Genomic DNA, 17777 nt, shown 5'->3' with positions numbered 1-17777 from the left:
TGCTACTCAGTCTGACTTACTGCATCTTCTCGTGAAGCTCAATGAGCTCCGCCACCAGCTCGCGCGCCAGCATCGAGGTCATCAGGTGATCCTGCGCGTGGACCAGCACCAGGCTGACCTTCATCTTTCCTTCGCCCTGATCGCTTTCAATCAGCTTTGTTTGCACCAGATGCGCTTCGTTAAGCGCCGTGCGGGACTGTTCCATCATGGTTTTCGCGGCGGCGAAATCCCCCTGCTTGGCCTGCTTCAGTGCGCCATAGGCCAGGCTGCGGGCCTGCCCGGAGTTGATGATAAGCCCCATCACCACTTCTTCCAGATCGTTCTCGGCGGCTTCGTCTGCGACGATACTATCCAAACCTAACATGTTTAAGCTCCTTGTGGCTGGCGCGGGTTTCCCCGCGCCGGTCAATCTTAAAATTTCAGTGAGAGGGCAATATCCTCTTCGCTCTCTTCTTCATCAATGATGGTGGCGGCTTTGTTGGCAATCGCCACGAACGGCATGTACAGCAGGGTGGCAACTCCGAGGTTGAATATCGCCAGCAGGAAGGCCGCGACGCTGCCGTTGGTGTTGAAGAAGGCGCCCAGACCCGCCGGCATGGTCCACGGCGCAATGTTGGTGACCGGTGGTATGATGCCCATGTAATACGCCGTCAGGGTGATAGCGGCCAGCAGCGGCTGAATCAGGATGAACGGAATGAACATTACCGGGTTCATGATGATTGGCAGACCGAACAGAATCGGTTCGTTAATCTGGAAGATGCCTGATGGCAGCGCCAGCTTCGCGACCTGACGGTAGTCAGCACGGCGAGAGACAATAAAGACCGCGATGATCAGACCCAAGGTCGCCCCGGTACCGCCCAGGAAGATATAGGAGTCAAGCATCGGCTTCGCCCACACATGGAAGGTTTTACCCGCTGCCAGCGCCGCGTCAACGGAGCCGTACTGTTGGTAAAGCGCAACGTTTTCCAGTGCCCATGGGGTCATAATTCCGCTGTCCAGCGCGGCCAGTGCCAGTGAACCATGCACGCCAAAGAACCACAGCAGAGAGGTGAAAATCACATACGCCCAACCGACCACGCCACCCATCGACGCCAGCGGCGTAGAGATAGAGTCCATGATGATCTGGTGGAAGTTTGTGCCCCAGTGGGAGAGCGCCCAGGCGATAATCCCCATGATGGAGAGAATAATGAAGCCCGGAATCAACGCGGAAAATGAACGAGAAACAGAAGCCGGTACGCTATCCGGCAAGCGGATAACCCAGTTGCGGCGGATAATAAAGGTGAACATCTCTGCCACCACCAGACCGATAACAATACCGGAGATGATGTTGGCCCCGCCCAGCCAGTTGGCACCGACGGCATAGGCTTCACCCACGCTGTATGGCGTTACGGTCATAAAGGCGGCGACGGATAATAACCCGGCGGCCAGCGGATCCACCTTACGCTCTTCTGCCAGTGCCATCCCAATAAAGAAAGGCGCCATCAGCGACATAATCCCCAACGTACCGTTATAGACGTTGCCGCCGATGGCTTTAAAACCATTAAGGGTTTCAATAGTAGAAGCGTCTAACCGAATTCCTAATGAATAAAAGAAGGAACCTTCACCAAAGCTCAGAAAAACGTTGTTAATTAAAACGAACATGGCCCCGGCCAGCGTCAACGGCATTAATTTAATAAAGCCGTTTTTGATGGCATTAACGTGAGGCTGCTTTCCTATTTTAACAGCAAAAGGAAGGAGTACCTTTTCAAGTGAAGCGATGACTTTACTCATAGGAAAATACCCTTAAATGCCGTAACGCATGTTACGGCGTATTGTGTGTGAAATAACTCTTTGACGGGAAAAATAAAAATTAATTAGCAGCTTTTTTAATGGCTGCCACAGCAGCTTTAAGAACACCTAAACCATCAATTTTGCCGTACAGCCCCGAGTCGATCACTTCGACCGGTTTATTCGGTAACAGTCGTTGAATTTCGGGCAACATATAGGCAATTTGCGGTCCCAGTAAAACGACATCGGCTGTCTGACCTTTTTCGCCCGCCAGCGTCTCGGGGAACGCTTCGATCACCACAGGGACTTCATACTTTTCAGCCTGCGCACGCATCTTTGAAACCAGAAGCGAGGTTGACATGCCCGCTGAGCAGAACAGGTAGATATGTTTCTTTTCCATCGTGATTTCCCTCTTGTATGACTACCTGCCATCGCGCTATCACTCGACTCGCTGTCCCGGCAGACAGGTAGCTTGCGTACTGTTGTTTATCGTTGGAGTGAGTATACGCAATGGTACAGACAGGGGATAATTCTGGATAGACTCAAATTGTCTCTCATTGACCTGGCTTGTTGACTCCCTTCACATTTCGGGCAAATAATTCGCGCAAAGAAATAAGATTTTCTGATGAATAAAAAAACCGGCCCTGGGGGCCGGTTTTTTACATCCTCAGGCAAGCAGGGTTACTGCGCCTTAGGTGCCTGCGGATCGGTGTCGTATTCAGCACAGGTCTGATAGCCGGAGTTAATCACATGGCCGGTATCATCCAGGGCGACAAAGTAGGTTTCTGCCTTACCATCACGTTGACCCAGGATATAGGTCTGGCAGGTCCCTTTCGCATGAATCATGGTCACTTCAGAAGAAGGTTTACCGGCAATCGCAGCCACCTGCGAACGGGTCATCCCTTTTTTAACGTCTTTTACTACGGGCTGCGTAAACTGATCCTTAGTGCGATCGTAAGCCGTACACCCTGCCAGCATAGTCAGTACCGCCGCTGCGCTAAGAATTCCTGCTACGTTCTTGTTCATATTCCGTCCTCTTGTTTATCAGCGTGTTATCTAAGCATGGGATAAAAAGTACTATTGTTCAACTTTGTGAGTTACGCCAGACGAATTTCGGAAAATTCTAATAAAACAACGATAAGCTGCTAAATCGGCGCAAATTAGCGCACTCGAAACTGTGATCCTTGTCGTTTCTCGCCCAAAGGGTTAGTTTTAACAGCTAACACATTCTGTTTATGTACTGCATATGGAGGGCGTGATGGCTCTGCAACAAGAGATTATTCAGGCACTGGGCGCGAAGCCTACGGTAGATGCACATGAAGAGATCCGCCGCAGCGTGGATTTTTTAAAATCGTACTTAAAAAAGAACGCTTTCCTGAAATCCCTGGTGCTGGGCATCAGCGGCGGCCAGGACTCTACCCTGACCGGTAAACTCTGCCAAATGGCGATTTCAGAGCTTCGCGAAGAGACGGGCGATGAGACGCTGCAGTTTATCGCTGTGCGCCTTCCTTACGGCGTACAGGCGGACGAGCAGGATTGCCAGGATGCCATTGCCTTCATTCAGCCTGACCGCGTGCTGACCGTGAATATTAAGGGCTCGGTGCTGGCAAGCGAGCAGGCGCTTCGCGAAGCGGGCATTGAGCTGAGCGATTTTGTCCGCGGCAACGAGAAAGCCCGCGAACGTATGAAAGCACAGTACAGCATCGCCGGGATGACCAAAGGCGTCGTGGTCGGCACCGACCATGCGGCCGAAGCGATCACCGGCTTCTTCACCAAGTACGGCGACGGCGGCACCGACATTAACCCGATCTTCCGCCTGAACAAGCGTCAGGGCAAGCAGCTGCTTGCCGCGCTGGGCTGTCCTGAGCATCTGTATAAGAAAGCGCCGACAGCCGATCTGGAGGACGATCGCCCTTCCCTGCCGGATGAAGCAGCGCTTGGCGTCACCTATGACAACATTGATGATTATCTGGAAGGCAAAAAGCTGGATGAACGTACCGCGAAAATCATCGAAGGCTGGTATCTGAAAACCGAGCACAAGCGCCACACGCCCATTACGGTGTTTGACGACTTCTGGAAAAAATAAAGCAAAACGGTAACCCCGTTTAGTAGGCCGGGTAAGGCGTCGCCGCCACCCGGCTCTTTTTTAACCACCACACTCCTGCTACACTGTATACCTGAACAGTATATGGAGCAGTATGTGAGCAGGCGTCAATCCGCCCCGCGACTTGAGTTTGAAGCGGCGGCTATCTACGAATATCCCGAGCACCTTCGCCCCTGGCTTGAAGCATTGCCTAAACAGCCGGGCGTGTACATCTTTCACGGCGAAAGCGACACCCTGCCGCTCTACATTGGCAAGAGCGTTAACATTCGCAGTCGGGTGTTATCCCATCTGCGTACCCCGGACGAGGCCGCCATGCTGCGCCAGTCGCGACGCATTACCTGGTTCCAGACGGCCGGAGAAATGGGCGCGCTATTGCTGGAAGCGCGTTTGATTAAAGAGCAGCAGCCGCTGTTCAATAAGCGCCTGCGCCGCAACCGTCAGCTCTGCTCCCTGCAGATCAACGATGGCAAGCCGCAGATCGTCTACGCGCGCGAGGTCGATTTTTCACATGCCCCCAATCTCTATGGGCTGTTCGCCAATAAACGCGCCGCGCTCCAGGCGCTGCAGACGCTGGCGGACGAGCTGCAGCTTTGCTACAGCCTTTTAGGTCTGGAGGCAACCACCCGCGGACGCGCCTGTTTCCGATCCGCGCTGAAGCGCTGCGCCGGTGCCTGCTGTGGGAAAGAGAGCATTGAGGCGCACCACGCCCGGCTCCTCTCCGGTCTGGGGGCCATCAGCGTGAAGTGCTGGCCCTGGGAAAGCGCCGTTGCGCTAAAAGAAGTGGGTGACGCGATGACCCAGTATCACATCGTCAATAACTGGCTCTGGCTGGGCGCTGTCGACGACATCAACGACGCGGCAACCCTGCTGCGCACGCCCGCCGGATTTGACCACGATGGCTACAAAATTCTCTGTAAACCTGTCCTGGCCGGTAAGTTTGAGATCATCGAACTCAATGGCCTGGCAGCCACGTGATTTCGCTGAACAATAAGGTGCCCTGAGCCTCCAGCAGACGCAGCGTATGGGTACCCTCCTCCCAGCTGGCGCCCTGATCGGCCGTCAGCAATTTATCACCCAGCTGCCACGCCCCGCTTAACACAAACACCACCCCCCCGCGTGAGCCAAAGGTGGTAAAGGTACGGTCAGCCACGCGCACCTTCGCCCGGCAGCAGTCGCGCCGGGTCATGATGTTGAAGTCCATCGCCATCCGCCCATCGGAAAGCAGCGCTTTCACCGGCAGATCGCCGGCAAAGCTGTAGGGCTGATGGTGCTTGAGGGTATGGAAGAATGCCTGACCAGCATCCAGCGTCACCTCCCCTCCTTCCAGTAACGTGATCACCCGGTCGACGCCTGGAAACGAGGAAAATTCGCCGTTGCTGGCAATAGTCGCGATACTGGCACGCCATTGAAAATCCCGCGTCGCGGGAGGGAAACAACAAATCTCACGCGTTTCACCCGCACCATTGCGCCAGAGGCTGACCGGCATCTTACGGATATCAAAGAACTCCATCACCACTCCTGAATGGCACAACCCGTGCCAGGGCAAGGATATTGCTATCGTTGCTGTCTTGTTTGTTATCGTTGGGTATTCACAGAAACAGTATCGGCAGCAGAGAGGGCAGGCCTTAGCGGAACGTTAATAAAAATTCTAACGCCATGACTCTACAAACATTCTCTGATGCGACTACAGGAGCATACCGCGCTGGCGGCGGCAGACAAGAGGGCATGAAAGAAAAACCGCCGGTCCTGTCCACAGCGGTTGCGCTTTTGTGGACAGGATCCCGGCGGTCTTAAGAGAGTGAACCGATTATTCGGTTGGTGCTGGCATTTTACCTTCCATCGCCGGACGTTCTGTCAGACGCTTCTCAAAATTCGCATTAAATTGTTTTTTCTGTTCCGGGGTCAGAATGTTGTAGATCTTGTTCTGGGTTTCCATGTGAGCCAGCATGCGGGCTTTGTGCTGCTCGGCCATTTTGTCGATCTGCGCTTCGGCTTTCGCCTTATCGAAGCTGTCGCTGGCGATGATGTCATGCATGGCACGACGCTCTTCCAGCGGCGGACGTTTCATCTGATCGCGTTCGCTTTTCCGGATATCGCGGATCTGCTGTTTCTGCGCATCCGTCAGGTTGAGATCCTTGAACATCATCATCTCGTTGTGCATACCCGGACCTTTATGATGCATCATCATTTTGCCTTCAGCAGGCGCGGCAGGTGCAGTGGTCGCAGTATCTGCGGCGAACGCCATGCTGGTAGCGCCCAGAGCCAGGGTAGAAGCAACAAACAGTGCAGTAAACTTACGCATAATTTATTTCCTTTCTTTCAGTTATTCTTCGGCGCTATGCCGTGTTGACGAGATTAACTTTACGGGGTTTATCGTCAATTAGTCAGAGCAACGGTAAAACAATGAAAGTGTAAAAAACAAATTTTCGCCAAATGTGGAGGAAATAAGGATAAAGCGTGGAGAGTTGCAACGAAAAATATTTAATACGATGATTTAAAAGCGATTTAGCAGAAGTATAACCGAGTGAAGATGAATAATAAAGCAATTCACCAGGAATATTCTGCAAAACACGCACAGGCGCTTTAATTGTTAAGAAAAGGTATTTTAGTTCCCCTCCCGGATGAAGAGAGGGGAAAGGTTCAGGATATTTTTTCCAGCATCAGTCCGGCACGCAGGCCAAACGCCACGCTCGGGTTAGGGAATAAAACATACTCGGTGGTTTTCTGCACCTCGTAACGCTCCTCGCCATCCTCGGCCAGCAGCGCCCCTTTGCGAAACGGCGTGAAGTTTAGAGTATGCGCGGCCATATGGAGCAGGAAGGCGTCGCTGCGCCGCGTGATCTGCTGTACGACCCGATACCGCTCGACGGGCAGATGCGTATGCTCGGGAGCCGTTCCGCCCAGCAGCGCCCGAAGGGCGAGATGCGTTGGCGCAAAGCGGGTAAGATCGTTTTGCCCAAACGGCAGCGCTTTCCCCAGCTCCAGCGTACAGGACAACGCGCCAAAGTGCTCACAGGTGAAGTGCGTAAAGGTTCCGCCCGGCGACTGGTGAAACACCAGCGCCTCCAGCCCGGCGTCTCCCAGCCAGCTCAGGAAATCTTCCTCCCACGGCTGATTGCGCTGCGGCAGAACGCCGAAGCGAACGTGGTAGGACGCGCGAATTGCCGTGTGCAGATCCAGATGCCAGCGCACGGGTCCCGCAGCGGCAAAAAACGGGGTCACGATGTTCTCCAGCCACTGTGCCCGCGCCGTTTCGTCACTCTGCGGAAACTGCGACCAGCGCCCGCCGAACATGCGGTTGATATCGCTGACCAGATACCGCTTGTTTTGCGCCAGCGCAGGCGGATTGCCGAGCACCACCAGCACGCGGCACTTCAGGGTAATCTCATCGCGATACAGCGCGCGCAGCAGCAGATCGACAATCTCAACGGGCGCCGTTTCATTCCCGTGGATACCCGTTGAAAGCAGCAGCGAGAGATCGCTTTTTGCGGTCGGCGTCAGCTCAAGCACCCCGCGGCCCAGCCACCGCCAGCGAAATGAGGGGCCCTCCCCCTCTTTCTGTTCCGGCGTTTCATCGGCCAGGGTCAGCGCCAGTAAATTTTCCATATCCACTCCTTCAGCGCTGGAACGGGTAAACCGATCCCAGCTGCAGGATTGCCGATAACGCGTCCAGCGCCTCGCGTCCTTCACGCAGAAGCTGCGGGTCAACCAGATCCGCCTGCGTTAACCGATCGCGATAGTAGCGATCGACCCAGTCATTCAGGCGCGTAAAGAGCGTATCGTTCATCATGACCGCCGGATTCACCGCCTGCATTTCGTCCTGAGTCAAGACCACGCGCAGACGTAAACAGGCGGGACCACCGCCGTTGGCCATGCTTTCGCGCAGGTCAAACACGCGCAGTTCGGAAATGGGGTTATCGGCCTTCACCAGCTCGGTCAGATAGCGCCACACGCCCTGATGATCCCGGGACTCCTGCGGCAGAACCAGCATCATGCTGCCGTCGTCGCGGCTCAGCAGCTGGCTATTGAACAGATACGTTTCTACCGCATCCTGCACGCTCACCGCCTCCGTTGGCACCTGGATTGGCGTGAAGCCACGCACGCGCTCATGCAGCGTGGCAAGCAGCTTTTCCTGATGGGCAAACGCCTGCTCGTGGCAGAACAGCACCTGGCGGTTAGAAACGGCGATCACGTCGTTATGGAATACGCCCTGGTCAATCACATGCGGGTTTTGCTGGGCAAAAACCACCTGGGAAGGATTGACCTGATTCAGGCGGGCAACCGCCTGGCTGGCCGCCAGCGTCTGACGCGCAGGGTAACGGGTTGGCGCGACGTGGCCACCCTCTTCTCGCCCGTAGATAAACAGCTGCAGGCCCGGCTCGCCATAATCGCCCCCCAGGCGGTTATGGTTGGCCGCGCCTTCGTCGCCAAACATCGCCACCTGCGGCAGGGCCTGATGCACCGCAAAAAGGGCGTCCTGGTTGAAAATGGCGCGCAGCACGCGCTCGGTGGTTTCCGCTTCGGTGGCGCGGTGAAACTTGTTATTCAGGTTCGCCACCGTCAGGTGGACTTTGCCATCCAGCGTATCGGCTGACGGCGCGACGGTGGCCGCGTTGGCGACCCACATCGAAGAGGCGGAGCTTGCCGCCGAGAGCAGGTGCGGCGTCTGCGTCCCCGCTTTTTCGACCACCTGCTCATCGGTACCGCTAAAGCCGAGCTGACGCAGCACCGCCACGTTCGGACGCTCCTGCGGCGGGATCACCGCCTGCGGGAAACCGGCATCTGCCAGCGCTTTCATCTTAAGCAGCCCCTGCTTCGCCGCCAGCTTCGGGTTGGAAACCTGAAAACGGTGCTTCGTGGAGGCTTCATTACCAAAAGAGAGACCGGCGTAGTGGTGCGTCAGCCCCACCAGCCCGTCAAAGTTGACTTCACGCGCTTTCATGACGGTCCCCTCCGGTAAAATCCAGCCCCGGATTAAGCGTCTCCGGCAGCGTCAGCGCCGGGGTTTCCAGGCTCGCCATCGGCCAGGCACAGTAATCGGCGGCATACCACGCGCTGGCGCGATGGTTGCCCGATGCGCCCACGCCGCCGAACGGCGCGGTGCTCGCGGCCCCGGTCAGCGGTTTATTCCAGTTCACGATCCCGGCGCGCGCTTCCAGCAGCAGCCGATCAAACTTCTCGCGATGAGGCGAAATCAGCCCGCTCGACAGGCCGTAGCGGGTGTTATTGGCCATCGCAATCGCCGCATCAAAATCGTCGTAACGCCAGACGCACAGCAGCGGACCAAAGACCTCTTCATCCGGGACGTTGCTCGCGCCACTCATCTCTACGATGCCCGGCGTCAGCAGCGAGGTTCCCGGCTGAACCAGCTTCGGCTCCAGCAGGGTTTTCGCGCCGCGCGCGACGTGGTCCTGCCAGGCCTTAAGCACGTTCAGCGCGGCCTGTTCGGAAATCAGCCCGCCGATAAACGGCTGCGGATCGGCATCCCACGCGGCTGGCACCAGACGCGCGCTCACTTCAACCAGACGTTTCAGGAAGGCATCCCCCTGTGCGCCCCGCTTCACCAGCAGACGGCGGGAACAGGTGCAGCGCTGTCCGGCGGTTATAAAGGCGGACTGAATCGTCAGGTGCACCGCGGCGTCAATATCATCCGGGTCTTCCACTATCAGCGGGTTATTGCCCCCCATCTCCAGCGCCAGAATTTTTTCCGGCTGCCCAGCCAGCTGGCGGTGCAGCTGATAGCCCGTCCCGGCGCTGCCGGTAAACAGCAGGCCGTCGATATCGCTCAGCGCGCTCAGCGCCTGACCGGTTTCCCGTCCGCCCTGCACCAGGTTCAGCACGCCCGGCGGCAGGCCTGCCTGTTCCCACAGCTTAACCACCGCTTCGCCGGTTAATGGCGTGAGCTCGCTCGGTTTGAAGATGACGGTATTGCCCGCCAGCAGCGCGGGCACAATGTGCCCATTCGGCAGATGCCCCGGGAAGTTGTACGGACCAAACACCGCCAGCACGCCGTGCGGACGGTGGCGCAGCGTGGCCGCGCCGTCCGGCATGTCGGTGTGCTGTTCGCCGGTACGGGTGTGGTACGCCTTCACCGAAATGGCGATTTTGTTGATCATCGCCGTCACTTCGGTTGCCGCTTCCCAGCGCGGTTTGCTGGTTTCAGACGCGATGATGCGCGTCAGCTCGGCCTTGTTTGCCTCCAGCAGCCCGGCAAACTTTTCAACAATTTCCTGGCGCACGGCGAAAGGCTGTTTTGCCCACGCCGGAAACGCGCGGCGGGCGGCATGGCAGGCTTGTTCCACCTGCGCGGCGCTGGCGTCATTCCCCTTCCAGAGCGCCTCTTTTCCTACCGGATTGGTCTTTACGCGCTGTTCGCCTTCGCCCGTGACCCAGTCACCGTTAATCCATAATGTCATGCTGTTTTCTCCTCAGGGCAGAGACGCACCAGGCGAACCGTATCGCCGGCGTTACATTTCAGGGCATCCAGTTCTGCAGCCGTCAGCACCAGACGTTCACATTTGGGGTTGGTACGCACCAGCATGGCGCGGAAGTTGGCATAATTTTCGTTCGCCACCAGGCACGCCGGCCAGTCGCCCGGCGCGGGCTGGCCTTCAGATACCTCAACCAGCCGGCTCTTACGGATCGCGCGCACGCGGTCGATATCGCACTCAAGCGTAGGCCCGCCGTCAAAGATGTCGACATAGTTGCGGTAGCGGAAGCCTTCTTTCTCCAGCACCGCGCGGGCGGGTGCGGTTTGCGGATGCACTTCGCCGATCACCGCCTGTGCTTCCGGGCTGAGGAAATGGGTATAAATAGGATGCTTCGGCATCAGTTCGGCAATAAAGGCTTTCTGGCCGGTGCCGCAGAGATAGTCCGCCCGGCTGAACTCCATCGAGAAGAAGCGCTCGCCCAGGCTCTCCCAGAACGGCGAGTAGCCGGTGTCGTCGATCACGCCGCGCATCTCCGCAACCACTTTTTCGTTAAAGCGATCGCGGAAGGCGGCCATAAACATAAAGCGCGATTTGGAGAGCAGATAGCCGTTGCCCTCTTTTCGCCACGCCGGGTCGAGAAACAGCGTGCAAAGCTCGCTGGCGCCCGTGTGGTCATTGCAGAGAAACAGCGTGGGCAGCGCGTTATAGACGTTCAGCTCTTTCGAGGCGTGAACCATGGTGCCGACGCGGTAGTTGTACCACGGATCGTTAAGCCCGACGGCCACTTCAATGGCGCAGATCCCGGCTACGGTCCCCGTGTCGGTGTCTTCCAGCACGAACACATACCCCTGTTCGCTTTTTGGCAACGTCCCCTGCCAGGTTTGCAGGGCGCGCTCAATGCGCGCCGACAGCGTATTTTCATCGGCAGGAAGCGAGGTCAGCCCGCCTCCCGTCTTACCGGCAAGCTGCATGAGCCCGGCGAGGTCGCCGCGCTCAACGGGACGGATGACCATCATGATGACACCCCGGATTTCACTTTTTCACACGCCAGCGCAAAGCGGTCCAGACCGGTTTGCACCTCTTCCTCGCTGACGATCAGCGCGGGAGCAAAACGCACTACGTTGGCACCGGCAATCAGCACCATCACGCCCACTTTTGCCGCTTCCTGTGAAATAAGTTTAGCTTTCCCGGCAAACTCAGCTGTGAGCTCGCAGCCGATTAACAGCCCCAGGCCGCGGATCTCTTTAAACAGCCCCGTTTTGCCGTTGATGGCGTTCAGACGCTCAACAAACCAGTCGTGGCGCTGCTTAACGCCCTTCAGCACCTCAGGGGTGTTAATGATGTCGAGCACCTGTCCGGCGACGGCGGTGGCCAGCGGGTTGCCGCCGTAGGTGGTGCCGTGGGTGCCGACGGTCATCACGCTGGCGAATTTATCGGTGGTCAGCGTCGCGCCAATCGGGAAGCCGCCGCCCAGCGCTTTGGCGGTCGAAAGCACGTCCGGCGTGACGCCGTAGTGCATATAGGCATACAGCTCGCCGGTGCGGCCCACGCCGGTCTGCACTTCGTCGAAAATCAGCACCGCGTTATGACGATCGCACAGCTCGCGCAGCCCCTGCAGGAATTCCTTTTTCGCCGGAAGCACGCCGCCCTCGCCCTGCATCGGCTCGACGATCACCGCGCAGGTGGTGTCGTTAATCAGCTCGCTGGCAGACTGTAGATCGTTATAAATACCGTGACGGATATCCGGCGGCAGCGGGGCGAAATCCTGCGAGTATGAAGGCTGGCCGCCCGCGCTGACGGTAAAGAGCGTGCGCCCGTGGAAGGCATTTTTAAACGCCACGATGCCGCTCTTGTGGGTACCAAATTTATCGTGCGCATATTTGCGCGCCAGCTTCAGCGCCGCTTCGTTGGCTTCCGCCCCCGAGTTACAGAAAAAGACCTTCTCCGCAAACGTCGCGTCGATCAGTTTTTTGGCCAGGCGCAGCGCGGGCTCGTTGGTAAAGCCGTTGCCGGTATGCCAGAACTTCGCCGCCTGGTCATTGAGCGCCTGACGCAGCGCCGGGTGCGCATGACCCAGCGCATTGACCGCAATCCCACCGGCAAAGTCGATATACTCTTTACCCTGCTGATCCCACAGGCGCGAGCCTTCCCCACGAACCGGAATAAAAGCCGCCGGAGCGTAAACCGGCATCATCCATTCATCGAAATTTTCACGCGTAATTGACAGAGACATAGCGACCTCACCCGGTAAATAAAAGGTTATTTGAATGTTAAATAATTGAGTGTTTGCACTGTGAATGTAGATTGCAGCCTTCGTGCCAGCCAGCGATAAAATTGCATAAACGGGTTGAGGTAACAGAATATCAATAAGTTACAATATGGAGTTATTCACCTTTAGTGCATAAAAAGTGAATATTTTTACGACAAGCGGCGCTTTGCCGCATGAAAATCAGAAAGAGTATGCACAGGCCAAATATAATTCTGGAATTGTGATCGCTCGCGAAATTTATCGGTCATTTACGCCCTGTTTGAGGGCGAGGCGCGTCAGAATGGTGCAAATATTGCACCACCGGCATTATCTGTTGCAGTTATTGGCCGAAGCCGGTAACAGTTGACGCAAATTCTGCTACCATCCTTGCACTATTCACCTTGCACTGGCAGCGACTATGAAATTTGTCTCTTTTAATATCAACGGCCTGCGTGCCCGCCCTCATCAGCTTGAAGCTATCGTTGAGCAACATCAGCCAGATGTGATCGGCCTGCAGGAGACAAAGGTTCACGACGACATGTTCCCCCTCGAAGAGGTGGCGAAACTCGGCTACAACGTCTTCTATCACGGCCAGAAAGGTCACTATGGCGTCGCGCTGCTGACCAAAGCGCCGCCGGTTTCCGTGCGTCGCGGCTTCCCCGGCGACGGTGAAGAAGCGCAGCGCCGCATCATCATGGCGGAAGTCCCTTCCGCGCTCGGAAATATCACGGTCATTAACGGCTATTTCCCGCAGGGTGAGAGCCGTGACCATGAAACAAAATTCCCGGCAAAAGCCAAGTTTTATCAGGATCTGCAGGACTACCTGACCACCGAACTCAAAAAAGAGAATCCGGTGCTGATCATGGGCGATATGAATATCAGCCCGACGGATCTGGATATCGGTATCGGCGAAGAGAACCGCAAACGCTGGCTGCGTACCGGCAAATGCTCCTTCCTGCCGGAAGAGCGTGAGTGGATGGAGCGCCTGCTGGGCTGGGGCCTGGTGGACACGTTCCGCAACGCCAACCCGGAAACGCAGGATCGCTTCTCCTGGTTTGACTACCGCTCAAAAGGCTTTGACGACAACCGCGGCCTGCGTATCGACCTGCTGCTGGCCAGTTCGCCGCTGGCAGAGCGCTGCATCGAAACCGGGATCGACTACGACATCCGCAGCATGGAAAAACCGTCTGACCACGCGCCGGTGTGGGCTAAATTCAAGCTGTAATGACGCGTGAACATTCGAAAAACACTCTTCCTGTGCGCCCTTCTGGGCGCATTTATTCTGACGTTTGTCATGCTTTCCCCGGGAACCCTCTCCCTGGAAGGGATTAAAACCCACCAGCAGGCACTCCTCTCCCATGTTGACCACGCGCCGCTGCGCAGCGCGCTGACCTTTTTTGCGATCTATGTGGCGGTCTCCGCCCTCTCGATTCCCGGCGCGGCGATCCTTACCCTGCTGGGCGGGGCGTTGTTTAGCCTGTGGGAAGGCACCGTGCTGGTCTCGTTTGCCTCCACCCTCGGGGCGACGCTTGCGATGCTCGCAAGCCGTTATCTGCTGCGCGACTGGGTTCAGCAGCGGTTTGCTCAGCAGATGAAAACGGTAAACGCTGGCATGGCGCGCGACGGAGCGGGCTATCTTTTTGCCCTGCGCCTGATGCCGCTGTTCCCGTTTTTCCTGGTGAATTTGCTGATGGGGCTGACACGCATTGGCGTCTGCCGCTACTGGTGGGTCAGCCAGACAGCCATGCTGCCCGCCACGATTATCTTTCTGAACGCCGGGCGCGAGCTGGGGAAAGTGACCTCGCTGCGCGATATTTTGTCGCCTGGCATGGTATTCGCCTTTACACTACTGGGGTTATTACCGCTGGTCACCCGCCGGCTGTTTTCCCGTTTTCTCCCGTCTGCTAAAAAGTGAGGCATTATGCGCCGTGTGCGTTTTTGCACGTTTCTGACCGGTCTGCTGCTGGCAGCCCCCCTATTTGCCGCCGACGGCTGGCAGGCCATTCAGCAACAGGCTAAAGGCCAGACCGTCTGGTTTAACGCCTGGGGCGGCGATCCGGCGGTCAACCGCTATCTGGAATGGGTCAGCGGCGAGATGCAAACGCACTATGCCATTACCCTAAAAATCGTCCCGCTGGCGGATGCTGCCGACGCGGTAAAACGTATTCAGACCGAAGCCGCCTCGGGGCGTAAGACCAACGGCTCGGTTGACCTGCTGTGGATTAACGGCGAAAACTTCCGCACGCTGAAAGAGGCGAACCTGCTGCAAACCGGATGGGCGCAGACGCTGCCAAACTGGCGCTATGTTGATACCCGCAAACCGGTCACGGAAGATTTTGCCGTCCCAACCGACGGGGCGGAATCGCCATGGGGCGGCGCGCAGCTGACCTTTATCGCCCGCAAGGCCAGCATGCCGACGCCGCCTGTGGATCCTCAGGCGCTGCTGGCTTACGCGCAGCAGCACCCCGGCAAGATCAGCTATCCGCGCCCGCCCGATTTTACCGGCACGGCATTTCTTGAGCAGCTGCTGCTGACGCTGACCGCTCACCCGGACGCGCTGCAAAAGGCTCCCGATAGCACCTTTGCCGAGGTGACGGCACCGCTCTGGGATTATCTGGACAAACTCCACCCGCAGCTGTGGCGCGAAGGGAAAGATTTCCCCCCTTCCCCTGCACGGATGGATGCCCTGCTTGCCAGCGGCAGTCTGAACCTGTCGCTGACCTTTAACCCGGCCCATGGTCAGCAAAAAATAGCGAGCGGCGAACTGCCTGCCGACAGCTACAGCTTTGGTTTCCAGAGTGGGATGCTAGGTAACGTCCATTTTGTGGCGATTCCGGCCAATGCTGGCGCCAGCGCGGGTGCAAAAGTGGTCGCTAATTTCCTGCTGTCACCGCAGGCGCAGATCCGCAAGGCCGACCCGGCCATCTGGGGCGATCCGAGCGTGCTGGATGCCAAAACGCTGCCCGAAGGTGAAGCCAAACAGCTGCTGGCCCACACGCCTCAGGAGTTGCCGAAGGTGCTTGCAGAGCCGCAGTCCGCCTGGGTGAACGCGCTGGAGCAGGAATGGCTGCGTCGTTACGGCACCCGCTGAGCGGGCTAGTCTGGCTGGCGATGGCGGTGATTTATCTGCCGGTCCTGCCCGCAGGCGCCATGCTGTTGGCACCGGCGTTTTCGTTGACAAACTGGCAGCGGCTGGTGAACGATCCGCAACTCCCGCAGGCGGCCGTCGCTACGCTGGTCTCAACGCTCATCGCCACGCTCGGGGCGTTGCTGATTGCCCTTTTCCTCGTCAGCCTTTTATGGCCCGGTAAGCGCTGGCGCCGTCTCACTACCCGCCTGCCGTGGCTACTGGCGATCCCCCATGTGGCGTTCGCCACCGGCGCATTACTGCTTTTTGCCGAGGGCGGTCTGTTTTATCAGATCTGCACCGTCTGTTCGCCGCCGTTTGACCGATACGGCGCCGGGCTGGGCCTGACGCTCGCGGTCAAAGAGAGCGCGTTTGTGCTGTGGGCGATTTACGCCGTGCTGCCGGAGAAGCGGCTCGCGCAGCAGAAGATCGTCCTGCAAACCTTTGGCTACGGGCGTTTTCAGACGCTCAGCTGGCTGATTCTCCCGGCCATCGCGCCAGTCCTCGGCGCAGTGATGCTGGCGGTGCTGGCATGGTCGCTCTCGGTCGTGGATGTGGCGATCGTTCTCGGGCCCGGCAACCCGCCTACCCTGGCCGTGCTGGCCTGGCAGTGGCTGAGCCAGGGCGACGCGCATCAGCAGGCAAAAGGGACGCTGCTGTGCCTGCTTCTCCTTCTGCTGCTGTCCGCGCTTGCCGCCCTCGGGTACGGCCTCTGGAAGGCATGGCGTCGCACCATTCCGGAAGTCGCGGGGACGCGTCCCCGGTCTCAGCGCATCCTGCCTGAGCGAGCACTGAGCGGGTTCCTCCCCGCGTGCGGCGTGCTGTGCGCCGTGGTGCTGTTGATGCTGGCGCAAAGGAATGACGTTGGCCCGGTGGGAAGCAGCCTTTCCTTCGGTCTGCTTTCAGCCCTGATTGCCCTGGTCGTCGGCTTGCTCTGGCTGGAATGGGGTCCGCAGCGCGGCGTACTGTGGGTGTGGCTACCGCTCGCCCTTCCGGCCCTCCCGCTCGTCACCGGCCAGTACGCGATTGCGCTTCACCTGGGCGTCGACGGGCACTACGCCGCCGTGCTCTGGAGCCATCTGCTCTGGGTGTTGCCGTGGATGCTGCTGGTGCTGCAGCCCGCCTGGCGGCGGATCGATCCCCGACTTATCCTTACCGCCAGGACGCTCGGCTGGCGACGGGCAAAAATCTTCTTGCTGCTGAAATGCCCCCTGTTGGTGCGCCCTGCGCTGCTGGCCTTTGCTAGCGGTTTTTCCGTCAGCATGGCGCAATACATGCCGACGCTGTGGCTGGGCGCGGGGCGGTTCGCCACCCTTACCACCGAAACCGTCGCGCTCAGCAGCGGGGGCAGCATCCCGATCCTCGCTAACCGGGCGCTGGGACTACTGCTGGTCACGGGCACGGTGTTTGGTCTTGCGGCCCTGCTATCCCGGCTCGTGGGCCGCTACCGACAAGGATTACGTTAATGCTGAAGGTAAACAATCTCACCATCGAACCGCTTTTCCGCGAGGTCAGTTTTTGCGTGCCCCGCGGGGAGATCGTCACCCTGATGGGGCCGTCCGGCAGCGGCAAATCGACCCTTTTTGCCTGGATGGTCGGCGCGCTGTCAGACGATTTCCAGGCGCGGGGCGAACTGTGGCTGGACGCGCGTCGCTGCGACGGTCTCCCCGTGGAATCCCGCGGGCTGGGTATTCTCTTTCAGGACGCGCTGCTGTTCGAACAGTTCAGCGTCGGGCAGAATTTGCTGCTGGCGCTGCCCGAGCGCATCACCGGACGCGCGCGTCGGGAAGCGGTCGAGCAGGCTCTGAATTCCGCGGGGCTGAGCGGTCATTACGCCAGCGACCCGGCCACCCTTTCCGGCGGTGAGCGCGCCCGGGTTAGCCTGCTGCGCGCCCTGCTCGCGGAGCCGCAGGCGCTGCTGCTGGATGAACCGTTCAGCCGCCTCGATAAAGCGTTGCGAGCCTCGTTTCGGGCATGGGTTTTTGACGCCGTCCGCTCGCGCAATATCCCGGTGGTGCTGGTCACGCACGATGAGGACGATATTCCGCCCGGCGGCAAGCTGATTGAGATTTCTCGCTGGCAATAATGTGCTAACGCAAT

The 17777-nt window shown here is 58.1% G+C and carries 18 protein-coding genes; 7 read left to right on the top strand and 11 right to left on the bottom strand.

The window, feature by feature from the left end; translation table 11 throughout:
- Positions 1-16 precede the first annotated feature (16 nt).
- From chbA to osmE, 4 genes are all read right to left on the bottom strand, one after another.
- On the bottom strand, positions 17-364 hold the full coding sequence (gene chbA / locus PUP35_RS08670; protein WP_274242768.1) for a PTS N,N'-diacetylchitobiose transporter subunit IIA: 348 nt from the start codon (positions 362-364) through the stop codon (positions 17-19).
- Between the two features lie 47 nt (positions 365-411).
- Entirely contained in the window at positions 412-1770 is a 1359-nt protein-coding gene (gene chbC / locus PUP35_RS08665) for a PTS N,N'-diacetylchitobiose transporter subunit IIC (RefSeq protein ID WP_032657878.1), read from the bottom strand.
- Between the two features lie 79 nt (positions 1771-1849).
- Positions 1850-2167 carry a PTS N,N'-diacetylchitobiose transporter subunit IIB gene (chbB, locus tag PUP35_RS08660; protein WP_008500676.1) on the bottom strand — a complete coding sequence of 106 codons (318 nt, stop codon included), beginning with the start codon at positions 2165-2167 and terminating at the stop codon, positions 1850-1852.
- Between the two features lie 281 nt (positions 2168-2448).
- The gene (gene osmE / locus PUP35_RS08655) at positions 2449-2793 is read right to left on the bottom strand and encodes an osmotically-inducible lipoprotein OsmE (protein WP_010430142.1); all 345 of its coding nucleotides are present in this window, start codon (positions 2791-2793) and stop codon (positions 2449-2451) included.
- Positions 2794-3025: 232 nt separating this feature from the next.
- On the opposite strand from osmE, the gene nadE reads away from it, so the two are divergent.
- Positions 3026-3853 carry an ammonia-dependent NAD(+) synthetase gene (nadE, locus tag PUP35_RS08650; protein ID WP_111965602.1) on the top strand — a complete coding sequence of 276 codons (828 nt, stop codon included), beginning with the start codon at positions 3026-3028 and terminating at the stop codon, positions 3851-3853.
- Between the two features lie 114 nt (positions 3854-3967).
- Positions 3968-4846: an excinuclease Cho gene (gene cho, locus PUP35_RS08645; protein WP_274242761.1), complete on the top strand. Its 879-nt coding sequence runs from the start codon at positions 3968-3970 to the stop codon at positions 4844-4846.
- On the opposite strand, the gene ves is transcribed toward cho, so the two are convergent.
- The 7 genes from ves to astC all read right to left on the bottom strand — a co-directional run bounded on the left by ves (position 4824) and on the right by astC (position 12535).
- Positions 4824-5381 carry an environmental stress-induced protein Ves gene (gene ves / locus PUP35_RS08640; protein WP_115874816.1) on the bottom strand — a complete coding sequence of 186 codons (558 nt, stop codon included), beginning with the start codon at positions 5379-5381 and terminating at the stop codon, positions 4824-4826. The two genes, cho and ves, sit on opposite strands and share 23 nt — an antisense overlap.
- A gap of 297 nt (positions 5382-5678) precedes the next feature.
- Complete coding sequence (spy, locus tag PUP35_RS08635) at positions 5679-6173, bottom strand: ATP-independent periplasmic protein-refolding chaperone Spy (RefSeq protein WP_274242758.1); 495 nt, start codon at positions 6171-6173, stop codon at positions 5679-5681.
- A 338-nt stretch (positions 6174-6511) separates the two neighbouring features.
- Positions 6512-7477, bottom strand: coding sequence for a succinylglutamate desuccinylase (gene astE, locus PUP35_RS08630; RefSeq protein ID WP_274242756.1), 966 nt, complete (start codon positions 7475-7477; stop codon positions 6512-6514).
- Between the two features lie 10 nt (positions 7478-7487).
- Positions 7488-8813: an N-succinylarginine dihydrolase gene (gene astB, locus PUP35_RS08625; protein WP_274242754.1), complete on the bottom strand. Its 1326-nt coding sequence runs from the start codon at positions 8811-8813 to the stop codon at positions 7488-7490.
- The gene (gene astD / locus PUP35_RS08620) at positions 8800-10287 is read right to left on the bottom strand and encodes a succinylglutamate-semialdehyde dehydrogenase (protein ID WP_274242752.1); all 1488 of its coding nucleotides are present in this window, start codon (positions 10285-10287) and stop codon (positions 8800-8802) included. Before astD ends, astB begins: the two co-directional genes overlap by 14 nt.
- Positions 10284-11318 carry an arginine N-succinyltransferase gene (gene astA, locus PUP35_RS08615; RefSeq protein WP_115874811.1) on the bottom strand — a complete coding sequence of 345 codons (1035 nt, stop codon included), beginning with the start codon at positions 11316-11318 and terminating at the stop codon, positions 10284-10286. The genes astD and astA overlap by 4 nt, the downstream gene beginning before the upstream one ends.
- Positions 11315-12535 carry a succinylornithine/acetylornithine transaminase gene (astC, locus tag PUP35_RS08610; protein ID WP_111965596.1) on the bottom strand — a complete coding sequence of 407 codons (1221 nt, stop codon included), beginning with the start codon at positions 12533-12535 and terminating at the stop codon, positions 11315-11317. Before astC ends, astA begins: the two co-directional genes overlap by 4 nt.
- A gap of 433 nt (positions 12536-12968) precedes the next feature.
- Between astC and xthA the strand changes: the two genes are divergently transcribed.
- Genes xthA through PUP35_RS08585 form a run of 5 tightly spaced genes read left to right on the top strand, consistent with a single transcriptional unit; the run spans position 12969 to position 17763 of the window.
- A complete protein-coding gene (gene xthA, locus PUP35_RS08605; RefSeq protein WP_111965595.1) occupies positions 12969-13775 on the top strand; it encodes an exodeoxyribonuclease III in 807 nt (268 codons plus the stop codon).
- Between the two features lie 6 nt (positions 13776-13781).
- Positions 13782-14465: a TVP38/TMEM64 family protein gene (locus PUP35_RS08600; RefSeq protein ID WP_149366706.1), complete on the top strand. Its 684-nt coding sequence runs from the start codon at positions 13782-13784 to the stop codon at positions 14463-14465.
- Between the two features lie 15 nt (positions 14466-14480).
- Positions 14481-15641, top strand: coding sequence for an ABC transporter substrate-binding protein (locus PUP35_RS08595; RefSeq protein WP_441315736.1), 1161 nt, complete (start codon positions 14481-14483; stop codon positions 15639-15641).
- The gene (locus PUP35_RS08590) at positions 15614-17143 is read left to right on the top strand and encodes a thiamine ABC transporter permease (protein ID WP_274242722.1); all 1530 of its coding nucleotides are present in this window, start codon (positions 15614-15616) and stop codon (positions 17141-17143) included. Before PUP35_RS08595 ends, PUP35_RS08590 begins: the two co-directional genes overlap by 28 nt.
- Entirely contained in the window at positions 17143-17763 is a 621-nt protein-coding gene (locus PUP35_RS08585) for an ATP-binding cassette domain-containing protein (protein ID WP_127730452.1), read from the top strand. Before PUP35_RS08590 ends, PUP35_RS08585 begins: the two co-directional genes overlap by 1 nt.
- The last annotated feature ends 14 nt before the right edge of the window (positions 17764-17777 follow it).

It is taken from the genome of Enterobacter sp. S-33, assembly GCF_028735835.1.
Lineage (GTDB): Bacteria > Pseudomonadota > Gammaproteobacteria > Enterobacterales > Enterobacteriaceae > Enterobacter > Enterobacter vonholyi.
Note: the sequence above shows the minus strand (reverse complement) of the source record. Positions and strands in the feature narration are given on the sequence as shown.